At 60.1% G+C, this 11,423-nt stretch carries 9 protein-coding genes; 6 read left to right on the top strand and 3 right to left on the bottom strand.

The genetic code is table 11. The features are described from left to right. A partial coding sequence (locus tag Q1K49_RS13485) for a transglycosylase SLT domain-containing protein (RefSeq protein ID WP_300526502.1) occupies window positions 1-445 on the top strand: 445 nt, incomplete at its 5' end. Window positions 446-709: 264 nt separating this feature from the next. On the opposite strand, the gene Q1K49_RS13480 is transcribed toward Q1K49_RS13485, so the two are convergent. The 3 genes from Q1K49_RS13480 to Q1K49_RS13470 form a co-directional block, all read right to left on the bottom strand. After that, window positions 710-1,207 (bottom strand): TlpA disulfide reductase family protein, encoded by a 498-nt coding sequence (locus Q1K49_RS13480; protein ID WP_300526501.1) that lies wholly within the window; start codon window positions 1,205-1,207, stop codon window positions 710-712. 34 nt (window positions 1,208-1,241) lie between these two features. Then, on the bottom strand, window positions 1,242-1,991 hold the full coding sequence (gpmA, locus tag Q1K49_RS13475) for a 2,3-diphosphoglycerate-dependent phosphoglycerate mutase (protein ID WP_213694299.1): 750 nt from the start codon (window positions 1,989-1,991) through the stop codon (window positions 1,242-1,244). Between the two features lie 163 nt (window positions 1,992-2,154). Next, entirely contained in the window at window positions 2,155-3,138 is a 984-nt protein-coding gene (locus tag Q1K49_RS13470; RefSeq protein WP_300526500.1) for a 2-hydroxyacid dehydrogenase, read from the bottom strand. A 219-nt stretch (window positions 3,139-3,357) separates the two neighbouring features. Between Q1K49_RS13470 and Q1K49_RS13465 the strand changes: the two genes are divergently transcribed. The 5 genes from Q1K49_RS13465 (at window position 3,358) to Q1K49_RS13445 (ending at window position 11,244) form a co-directional block, all read left to right on the top strand. After that, entirely contained in the window at window positions 3,358-4,419 is a 1,062-nt protein-coding gene (locus Q1K49_RS13465; protein WP_300526499.1) for a class I fructose-bisphosphate aldolase, read from the top strand. Window positions 4,420-4,537: 118 nt separating this feature from the next. Continuing rightward, window positions 4,538-5,152 (top strand): metallophosphoesterase, encoded by a 615-nt coding sequence (locus Q1K49_RS13460; RefSeq protein ID WP_213694829.1) that lies wholly within the window; start codon window positions 4,538-4,540, stop codon window positions 5,150-5,152. Window positions 5,153-5,350: 198 nt separating this feature from the next. After that, window positions 5,351-6,076 (top strand): gamma-glutamyl-gamma-aminobutyrate hydrolase family protein, encoded by a 726-nt coding sequence (locus Q1K49_RS13455; RefSeq protein WP_300526498.1) that lies wholly within the window; start codon window positions 5,351-5,353, stop codon window positions 6,074-6,076. 634 nt (window positions 6,077-6,710) lie between these two features. Beyond that, window positions 6,711-9,503 carry a hypothetical protein gene (locus Q1K49_RS13450; protein ID WP_300526497.1) on the top strand — a complete coding sequence of 931 codons (2,793 nt, stop codon included), beginning with the start codon at window positions 6,711-6,713 and terminating at the stop codon, window positions 9,501-9,503. 148 nt (window positions 9,504-9,651) lie between these two features. After that, window positions 9,652-11,244: a tetratricopeptide repeat protein gene (locus tag Q1K49_RS13445; RefSeq protein WP_300526496.1), complete on the top strand. Its 1,593-nt coding sequence runs from the start codon at window positions 9,652-9,654 to the stop codon at window positions 11,242-11,244. Window positions 11,245-11,423: the final 179 nt, after the last annotated feature.

Raw genomic sequence — 11,423 nt, 5'->3', positions numbered from 1 at the left:
GAAAACGGCAGCGACCATCGCGAGATTTCTACGAGAGCGCAATGGGAGCCTCTCCGGCCAGACCGCGGAACGTTATGCGAAACTCATTACCGATGCCGCCAAGGATTTCGGCGTGGATCCTGTCCTCGTGGCAGCCATCGTCGTCAAGGAATCGACCGCACGGGCGAACACCTCCGCTCACGGATGTTACGGCCTCATGCAAATCAAGTGGTCCGCCCATCGCAAGAGCATCGCGAGAGCCTTCCCGCATATCAAAACCCTCAAGGACCTCATGGTTCCGGAAAACAACATTCGCGTAGGCACCTACTTCCTGGCAAATCATATTCGTCGCTACAACGGAGATATTGACAGAGCCCTCGACCGGTACAAGGGACGGGCCAACGCGAAGTACAAACGGACACTCCTTCAATTCTACACGAGAATGATGAAGTCCTACCGGAGCTGAATTCCACAACACCCGACAAGAGCCGACACCGGGACGGGCTTCCGTTCCCGTATTCCTTTAGGGAAACTCTGTGATCAAGTAGGAATGTCCTCTCTCGCGATCTCCACAGCATCACGTTTTTCGGAGATCGGCAGGCATTTTCCAGAGGCTCCTTAGAGTAGAGAAGAAAACGCCCGTGCGGCGAAGAGGAGGCTCCTCTCCGCCGCACGGGCGTTTTCTTCTCTGCCAGAGATTACACTCTTTTTTTCTATTTTTCTTTCTTTATTACTCCAACAACTCATCCAAGACCTTGCACATTTCCTCCGTTGCCACAAGCCCCGAATAACTCCGGGCAACATTGCCTTCCTTGTCGAAAATCACGGAAAAGGGGACACCCCGCACACCGAAGGCATCAAAGAAACCAGGTTTTCCATCGGTGTAGACGGGGATGTTCGTCACTTCCCAGGATTCCACGGTTTTCTCCAGGGGCTCATGGGGCGTCCATCCCGGAGCGAGGGCAAGCATCAGAGCGCCCTTCTCTTCGTACTCTTTCGCGACGTGATTCAGCTCCGTCAGCTCAGTCTTGCAATAAGGACAGCTCGGAGTGAAGAAGACGAGGAGCACGGGCTTTCCCAATAGCGTGTCCGTGGCGAGCACTTCAGGTCCTTTGAGTGCAGCCAGCTCATACCCTCCCAGCCGCTGCCCCTCCGTCGCTCCTGCAGGAAAAGTAAAGAAAATCAAAAGAAGGAACAACGGAAGTGCGCTCTTCAACCGCTTCGTCATCGAATCGCTTCCTTTCTTGTCTTTCCGGGAGCTTTCAGCGGGCCTTGCCCTGATTCGCCACCGCAGCCGCAGCGCTCGCCACTGCTTCGGGGTCTCCGAGATAGAAATGTCGGAGGGGCTTCAGTCCATCATCCAGTTCATACACCAGGGGAATTCCCGTGGGGATATTGAGTCCCACAATCTCCTCGTCGCCCACATGGTCGAGATATTTCACCAGGGCACGAAGGCTGTTGCCGTGAGCGGCGATCAAAAGGCGCCCCCCCTTCCGGATCTCCGGGGCAATGACATCCTCCCAGTAGGGAACGACGCGCGCCACCGTGTCCTTCAGACACTCCGCAGAGGGCAGCTCCTCCCGGGACAGGGCTGCGTATCGGGGGTCCTTTCCGGGAAAACGCGGGTCCTCCACGTCGAGTTCCGGAGGGCGCACCGAGTAACTGCGCCGCCACTGAAGGACCTGGTCCTCGCCGTATTGCGAGGCCATTTCGGCCTTGTTGAGACCCTGGAGCGCTCCGTAGTGGCGTTCATTGAGACGCCAGGAACGGATGACGGGAATCCACATGAGATCCATTTCGTCCAGAGTTATCCACAAGGTACGGATCGCCCTCTTGAGCACCGAGGTATACGCCGCATCAAAAACGAAGCCCTCCCGCTTCAGAAGACGCCCCGCCTCGTGAGCCTCTTCCACCCCTCTGGGGGAAAGGTCCACGTCGGTCCATCCGGTGAAACGGTTCTCCTTGTTCCACTCGCTTTCGCCGTGTCGCAGAAAAACAATCTTGTAGGGCACGGACTTTCCTCCTCTCGATCCTTCTCGTTCATCGTACGAAAACGAACCGTCCCGTACCGATTCCGGGAGGAACATAACAGAAATTCGGTTCACCGAACTCCGCCATTTCCCCTACTACCCGCCCTGAAACTCCCACAACGTTCCTCCCTGACGGAAAGGGATTTCAAAGGTATTCCTCCCTGTCCACCACGCCCTTCGGTGCCTCTCCCCGGAGAAAACGAGCGATATTCGCCGCGGCGGAGCGAGCCGCCACGGCGTTCATCCCCTCAACGCGGTTCGCGTTGTGCGGCGAGCCGAGAAAATGCGGAAAGCGGAAAAAAGGATAATTGACACGAAAGCGCTTTCCCTCCGCAGGCTCGTTCCACCACGTGTCGATTCCCACCTTGAAGCGAGGGTGGTCCCGCATATGTTCGAAGAGGGCCTTCTCGGAAATGATGTCTCCACGAGCGACGTTCACGAGAATAGCCTCGTCCTTCATCCACGCGAGCTCCCGGCTTCCCAGAAGGCCCTTGGTGGCTCGCGTGAGGGGAATCGTCACGAAGAGAACGTCCGCGACACGGAGCATCGTCTCCAGATCGTCCAGAGAACCGAGGAAGTCCACCGGTACGTCGGAGACGCCACTGCGGTTGATCACGTGAATTTTCATCCCCATGGGCCGCGCCAGGGCCGCAATGGCTTTGCCGATTCCCCCGAAACCGAGAATGCCGCACACGGAATTCCGGAACCAGAAGCTTTTCTCGGCAAAATCGTATTCACCTCTGGAAAGTTTGCCGTGGTTCCAAAAGAGAAGTTTTCCAAGCGCCAAGGCCATACCGAGGGCATGTTCCGCGAGAGGGTCCGCCCAGGCGCCTCCATTGCTGCAGATGGTTACCTCCTGTGGAATCGCGGCGAAAGGAATGTCGTCCACTCCCGCGAGCATGGACTGCAGAAAGACGAGTGAATCCAGGCAGGCCAACTCCTCCGGGGAAAGTTCCGCGGAGAGAAAGAAGGGCAGCAGGATCTCAACCTCTTGGAGAACGGAGACCCGCTCCCTGGAGGGAACGTCCTCAACGTAGGCCAGTCGGGCGAGAGAACCGAGTTCCTCCTCCAAGACCCTCCGCACGTCTCTCTGCGTGGGAAAAGTCACGAAAACCGTTTTTTTTGACATGTCCTTTCACCTTCCTTCATTCGAAAAGGATTTACGCACGTCGCAACACTGGTTCGAATGAATTCCATAACGTCCCATTCTAGCACGGACCACGGAAATTTCCGCGCCATCGCTTTCTTCGTTGTATAATCGAACGGGCATAAAACAACTCCCCAGAAAATCCGTCCGCTATCCGCGAGACGGAACGTGTGCCTTCAGAACAAGAAGGAGGTCGAGAACATGAGCACCACCATGAAGGATATCGAAGCGCTTCTCGGTTCCGAAGCGGAGCATCTCCTCGCCCATCGGTGCAACACGATCCCGAAGGAATCCCTTCACGTGCCGGGTCCCGATTTCGTGGACCGCATTTTCGCCGCCTCGGACAGGCCCATTCCCGTCCTGCGCTCCCTTCAGGCACTCTTCGGGTCCGGAAACCTCGCCGGAACGGGCTATCTGTCGATTCTTCCCGTGGACCAGGGAATCGAACATGCCGCCGGCGCCAGCTTCGCCCCGAATCCCCTCTATTTCGATCCCGAGAACATCGTGCGCCTCGCCGTCGAGGCCGGCTGCAACGCCGTCGCCAGCACACTGGGCGTCCTGGGTATGGTCGCGAGAAAGTACGCGCACAAGATCCCCTTCATCCTCAAAATCAACCACAACGAACTTCTTTCTTATCCGAACACCCACGACCAAATTCTCTTCGCCTCGGTGGAACAGGCCTGGGATATGGGCGCCGTCGCGGTGGGCGCCACGGTCTATTTCGGCAGCCCCGAGTCGAACCGTCAGATCCAGGAGATCTCCCAGGCCTTCGAGCGGGCCCACGAGCTGGGTATGGCAACCATTCTCTGGTGCTACCTGCGCAATGAGGCCTTCAAAACGAAGGAGGCGGACTATCACCTGGCGGCGGACCTCACGGGACAGGCGAACCACCTGGGCGTGACCATCGCCGCGGACATCATCAAACAGAAGCTCCCCGAGAACAACGGCGGATACACGGCGCTGAAATTCGGCAAGACATCGAGCGCCGTTTACGACAAACTCTCGAGTTCCCATCCCGTGGATCTTCTCCGTTACCAGGTTGCGAACTGCTACATGGGCCGTGCGGGACTCATCAGCTCCGGCGGCGCTGCGGGACAGAACGATCTCGCCGAGGCGGTGAAGACTGCGGTGATCAACAAACGCGGCGGCGGCATGGGGCTCATCCTGGGGCGTAAGGCCTTCCAGAAACCCTTCGACGAGGGCGTGAAGCTCATTTCCGCCGTGCAGGACGTCTATCTGGAAAAGGAAATCACCGTGGCCTGATGTTGCCGGCGCGACACAATAAGGACGATTTTCCGGGTGGAGGGACGGCAGTTCCTTCGTCCCTCCACCTTTTCCTGACCGTTTTCCGCAATCTCCCTCCTTCGGAAGGGGAGATTGCATGACGCCTCTCGCCGAAAACATGGAGCGTTTTCTTCGTTCTCTCCGCCTCGTCCGAAAGGTGCCACTCCCGCAAGGCGCGCTCCTCCACATCTCCGACACACCCTCCACCATGTACGGCCATCTGCGACGTCTTCTGGGCAGACTCTCCCCCTCGTGGATCGTCCACACGGGTGACCTGGCGGACGATGTGAAGCTCGAACGAAGTCCCTGCTGTCTCGACCTGTACGAAAAGAGAGCCCGCACGCTTCTGAAACTCCTGGAGGGAACCACGGCTGCGGAGGTCTATCTCGTTCTCGGAAACCACGACGATGAAAGGACCTTGCAAAAATTCGCCTCCCGGAGCATCATCGTCCGGGGATGCACGGACATCTTCCCGGAGGGACGACACATTCGCATCGCCCATCGGAGCGAAGAACTCCTCCACAACCCCGCGCCGATCAACCTCTTCGGGCACGACGTCTCCCTGGAGGGAGGATTCCGGGAGGACAAGCTCTTCCTCAACGGGATCGAATTCATGCACCTCCTGGACCTGCACAAGAAGGAAATTTACTATCTCGACTACCCCTTCGGCACCGATGACGCAAGGCTGCTGCGCCGCCGATTCCGCGGATGACGGTTCAACGGAACGAAAACCCGGAGCGACGCGAACGACACATCGGAAACACAAAACGACTGGAGGCACGAACATCCATGAGAAAGACTTCACCAGGACGAAAGAAACCGCCGCACCGCACAAGCACCGTGTTCCCTGTTGCCACAACGAGCACGAGAACTTTTTCACCCTTTTCGTACCGAGGGTGATGCCGCCATCATGAAAAAACCGCTCATCGCCATACTCGGTGATTTCGCTCTCGATGCGAGAGGACGGGAACGATGCGATCTCTCCCAGCGCTATGTCCAGGCCGTCGAGAAAGGAGGCGGCGTTCCCCTCGTGCTGCCTCTTCTGTCAAACCTGGAGGATTTGCCGGTTCAGGCCGAATCGGCCGCGGGGTTTCTTCTGCCCGGCGGTGACGACGTACATCCCGCACTCTACGGGGAAGAGCCATCCCTCGGTCTCGGCGCGGTCCATCCTCACCTGGATCATTTCCACATGAAGGCCGCGCATCTCGCGCTGGCCACGGGACGTCCTCTCCTTGCCATCTGCCGGGGCATCCAGGTTCTCAACGTCGCCCTCGGGGGCACGCTCTGGCAGGATCTTCCCTCAAGGCCGGAACCGACACTTCAGCATTCCCAGAAATCCTTCCGTTTCGTCGCCACCCACGGTGTCACCACCCTGGAGGGATCCCTGATCCGGCGCCTTCTCGGAGCGACCTTCCTCGTCAACAGCTTCCACCACCAGGCCATCCGGGTTCCCGGAAAGGACGTGCTGGTCACGGCTTCCGCACCGGACGGCATTCCCGAGTGCGTGGAGGTCCGGGGGCATCCCTTCGCCCTGGGGGTGCAATGGCATCCCGAGGAAATGCTCACCGTGGGAGACGACATGCTCCCCCTTTTCACAGGCTTGGTGGAAGCCGCGCGACACTTCGCAAAAAACTGATCCTTCCACACCGTTCTGCACAAAACACACGAGCCCTCACCCGAAGATCCGCGTCACACGCCTTCGAGTGAGGGCTTTTTTCGTCCTTTTCCGTTCCCCGTCGCAAGGAAACCCGCTCCTTCGAAACAAGGCTGCTTCTCGCGCTTCAAGTCACTGCATCACCACCGAAAAAAGACGAGGTCCCTGTCACTTCCTCCCTTGCCTCGGATCCGACCTTGCGGGATAATCACGGCAGTGAATCGACGGAGAAACGTGCAAAAGGCATGCTCTCTCTTTAATGTATGTGATGCCGAGGGCGGATCATCCTCATGTCATCCAGGAAAGGCGGTGCTCATCCATGGCAAGAGCGATTTTCAAAACTCCCGAAAGCGCTTTCCCGCAGAACGGAAGAAGAAATGTTCATCTCCACTCCCGGACAGGCCGCATCGAAGGCACACGAGACGCCTCTCACAGGAAGAGCGCCTCGGAGCGTAACCGCCTTTACGAACGGATCTCTTCCCGACGACAGGACCATCACCCCGGGAAGCACCCTCTTCTCCGCTGGTTCCTGTTTCTCCTTTTTCTCGCTCTTTTTTCCTTCTCCTCCCTTGACTGTGCCTCTTTCGCCGACACGGCAACGAAAAATGTCCCCGCGATGTCCGAAAACGAACTTCCGGCACTGGAATTCGACGGGCAAGAGGCACTCTCCGGCGGAGTGGAGCAGATAGAGGCGCTGCTCCATGATCTCGGCGTCGATCAGGAGGGCACGGAGATTCTCCGGCAAATCCAGCCGGAAAAACTCCAGGAATACCTGGACGTCTATTCGGAACTCGTCCGTGTCCGGGAACGTGCGGAAAAATATTTTGAAGACGTGTCGGGTCAAACACCAGATCCCCGTCCCCTCACGGGACTGCCTCCTCTCACGGGAGATCCCCGCTTCGACGCTTCCCAGGGAAAGGCCTTTCTGGCGGAGGCGGAACAGCAGCGCGTCAAGATCCGACAGACCCTCGAGTTCCTCAAGAAAGCCCCGTTGCACGAGACGGGCTTCGATGCGGAGACGGAACGGAGGCTCTATCGCGTCCGTTTCGAACGCGCCCACTGGAAGATCGTCCAGGATGCTGCTCCGCGAATACGAGCAACCTTCGCCTCCCTGAACATACCGCTTCCCAAGGACCTCTCCCGAAGGGAAAACGATGCGGCGGCGCACATCGCCGCACTCTTCCGGGAAGAGGCGCAGATTCTGCGACATTTCCGCGAGGGGGAACCAGCGGGAACGAGCACGTCGGAACTTCCTCCGTTGACTCCGGCGGAACCTGTTTCGGAGTTGCCCATCCTTCCTCCTCTCCCGGAGGAGCCGGAAATTTCCCCGACCACCGCGTCCCGCACAGTCCTGCTGGAAAGACCCGATTCCGGAGAACCCGTCGTTCCGGGAATTCCCGTTCTCCTCCGGGCCGCTCTCGATCCGGAGGGCGGAGCACCTTCGGAAAGAGTGGTCTATCGTTTCGAATCCTCTCCGGCGGTTCCCTTCACCGCTTCGGCGGAGGCGACACCGAACGAGGTAACCGCTCTCTTCCCCGAGGCGGGAACCTATGCCATCCGCTGCACCGTCCTCGAACAGGGCGAGGATTCGCTCCACCCTCTGGGCACCTCCGAGGAATTCCTTCTCAACGTGGAACCCCTGGCACTTTCCCTCTCCGCCCTTCCCGAAACACCTTACGTTGGACAGGAAGTGACGGTAACGGCTCACATCTCCCCCGCCATTCCCGAGACAAAACGGGCCATCCTCTGGGAAACGGAAGGTGCCGCGGCGGCGGGTAAGGACGAGGGAACGGCCTTTCTCTTCCGCTCCCTCAAGGCCGAAGAAGCCACCCTCACCGCCCACCTCACCGCCGGAGACATGGGGGGAACGCTCGCCTCCGCCTCCATATCTCTGCAGATCCACCCTTACGACGTGACGGTCGACCTTCTCGGCCCGGAGGAGCCCAGGGCCCGGATCTGGAAGCCCGCTGAGGGGCTCGTCCCTCTGAAAGAAGAACTCGCGGTCTTTGAAAAGATGCGCGTGCGCGCCCTCATTTCCCCCGATTTCGATGGAGAGGTGCTTTTTTCCTGGGCCACCAACGAAGGGTCCTCCGTCGTAGGCGAACTCCATGGTGCGGAGACGGCGTTCTCCAGGCACACCACCGGAGAGTGCGAGGTTCTCGTGACCGCCACCGACCGGGAGGGAACCGAACTCGGACAGGGCAAGGCCGTTTTCTCCGTCACCGTGGACGAAAAAACCCTTGAGGACGCCACGAAACGTGCCGACGCCGCGAAAAAGTTCGACGAGGGACTGGCCGCCTGGGCACGGGGCGAGGGGGTGGAAGCCGTCGCCCTGCTTCGCGAGGCCCACGCACTGGACCCGGAAAACATGGCTGCCGCGGCGGAACTCGCCCGGGTCAGCGCGGAATTCGAAGAACGACAACGCGCTGCGGCACTCTCGATCGAGGGGGATGCTCTCGCCGCGGAAGGGCGCATCGAGGAAGCTCTGGAACGATACGAAGCAAGCCGCGTCATCCTGGCCGACCCCGAGACGGATCAAAAAATCGCGGTGCTGACAACACGCGTTCAGGAACGACAGGAACGCCTGGAGCGCGCAAAGGCTCTCCGGAGCGAGGGCGAGGATCTGCTGCACAAAGAACAGATCGCCCAGGCCCTGGCAAAATTCCGGGAAAGCTTTGCCGCAGCCTCCGCCCCGGAGGTGGCGCAACAGATAGACGCTCTTGAGACACGCCTCTCCAAGGCCCGGGAACTCATCGCCGAGGGCGTGACCCTGCAGAAAGCTCAATCCTACCCGGAGGCACTGGAGAAATACCGGGAGAGCCTCACCTTCGTGAAAGACCCGAAGATCGCCGAGTACGCGCAGAAACTCGAAGAACTCCTCCGCAGGGAGGAAGAACGGCGGCGCAGGGAAGCGGAGGAGAAACGACGTGCGGAAGAGCAGGCCCGCCTTGCCGCGGCGAAAAAACTCCGCGAGGAGGGGGCGGCCCTGCAGAAGGCGGGACACCTCGCAGAGGCCGTGGCAAAGTACCGGGAAAGCCTCCCTCTTCTGGCGGACCCGAAGCTTGAGGAGCACATCCGCATCCTCGAAGAGCGTCTCCGCCGCATCGAAGCCCGGGAAGAGGCAAAACGGCAGGAGGAGGAACGCCGCAAGGAAGAAGCCCGCCGCGCCGAGGAGGAACGACGGCGCCTCGAAGAGGAGCGGAAGAACGAGGCGACCCGCCTCGTTCGGGAGGGCGTGGAACTGCAGAAAGCCGAGCGTTACGAGGAGGCCATCGCCCGTTTCCGGGCAAGTCTGTCCCTCGTCAGGGACCCCAGGGTGGAGGAACATGTGACGAAACTGGAAGCTTACGTGGCGGAACTTTCCAAGCACACCACGCGCCCTGTCGCATCCCCCACGCCGGTGCCGTAACGGCGCATGGTACGGTGAAAGCGATTTCTCCCGGCGCGAAAAGCCTCCTCGACGGGAAAAAGGAGACGGCTTCCCCGTCTCCGGCTAAAAGGCGGAACACATCAGGCCGAACAAGCACTCCGAAGACCGACCAAGGGAGGATGCGTTCATGAAAAGATCCGACGCACAATCCTGGAGTACCCGTTTTACCCAACGGCCCTCGCAGGGAAGGAGGAAAGCCTTCGCCGCGCTTCTTCCCCTTTTCCTCCTGTTCTGCGCCGCTCTCCTCTCCACGCCCGGCACAGCGGCGACACGGACCGATACACTCTACAAGCAGGCTCTCCAGGCCTACGGGGACAGAAACTACGAGAGGGCCGTCGTTCTCTACCGACAGATCCTCGAGGCGGAGCCGAGAAATGCTACGGCTTACGTGGACCTCGGCCTGGCCCTGAAGGAGATGGGAAAACACGAAGAGGCCGCATCGGCCATCCGCCAGGGACTCGCCGTGCGTCCCGGAATGGTCATGGGACACTACTACCTGGCCTCGACGCTGGTTTCCCTGGAGCAATGGGAAGAGGCCTCCGAGGCACTCGACGCGGCGCTCGCCCGAAAACCGGACCTGGAATTCTTCGGTGAGACGAACTATCTCCAGGGCATCATCGCTCTCGGCCTCGGACGCTTCGGCGAAGCCAGGGAAGCGCTCGAAAAGGCGCGAAACAGCAATCCCGGCCTCGCTCCCGCCGTGGACATGGCCATGGCGAAAATCGCGAGGCAGGAAGCATCCGCAACGCAGAAACCCGCCACCATGCCCACACCTCCTGCGACGGAAGGACTACCGGGAGGTTTCGCATCTCCCACTCCGGCCCCACCGCTCCCTTCCGGGACGGCATCCCTACCGGCACCGTCGCCGACAGCGGAGGAACGGATCACTTCCGTCGAAGAAGGACTTCCTTCATTGGAGGATTTACTCCCCCCGCCGCCGCCACTGGGCGGCACAAGCTCCCGGGAGGACACGCTCCCTCCGCCGCCGCCGCTGCCTGAACCGACGGAACCTCCACCTCCCGTTGGAGACACGCATCCCTCGCCGGCGCCACCGCCGGGGAGCCAGGACGAATTGCCCCCACCGCCGGTGCTGGATCTTCAGGAAAACACCACGGCAGACCGGACACCCCGGGAGCAGACTGCGGACCCGCTGAACGCCTCCGGTCCGCCGGACTGGATCGAAAAAACTCCTCCGCTCCCGCTGGAGGAACAGGAGCGCCTCGCGACGGAACTCTTCAGGACCCTGGCGAACACTGATGCGGACCAGATCGGGACCTTCATCTCCCTGTACGATCGGGTCCTCACCGAGTGTCCCGACGCGCAACGCGCCCCCGAGGCACTCTGGAGGCTTTCCAACCTCTACCTCCTCGCCTACGACGCGCCGAAGTTTCCCCAGGTCGCGCTTTCACTCGAGCGCCTTCTCCGTCGCTACCCCTCCTCGTCCTTCGTTCCCGATGCGCGCAAACGCCTGCTCAGGGCCTACGAGGAGATGGAACACTTTCAGAGGACATTCCCCCTCTACGAGGCGATTCTCGCGGAGGAAACGGCCATGTCCGACGAGGATTTCACAGCCTGGGCGGTCGGATACGGACAGAACCTGGAAAAAACGGGCGACACCGCGAAGGCCAAGGAATGGTACGGCAAGGCTTTGGAACGGGACGCGGGCAAGGAGACCTTTTCCGCCCGCATCGCCCGGGAGCGCCTTGACGCGCTCCGGTGAAAGTTGCTGCGGGAAGGCCTGGCGAATTTTTCCAAGAGCTGCCCTTTGCGACCGATTCTCAAGAACGCAAAAGGCGACGGAAGTAGTTTTTTCCGTCGCCTTTTATCGTACAGCCCCATCGCGACGCACTCGATGAAACCCTCCGCGTACGGCAACTCCAGGGAAGCTCTGCATAAAGC

This window comes from Aminiphilus sp. (genome assembly GCF_029975095.1).
GTDB lineage: Bacteria > Synergistota > Synergistia > Synergistales > Aminiphilaceae > Aminiphilus.
This window is presented reverse-complemented; position numbering and strand designations above follow the sequence as displayed.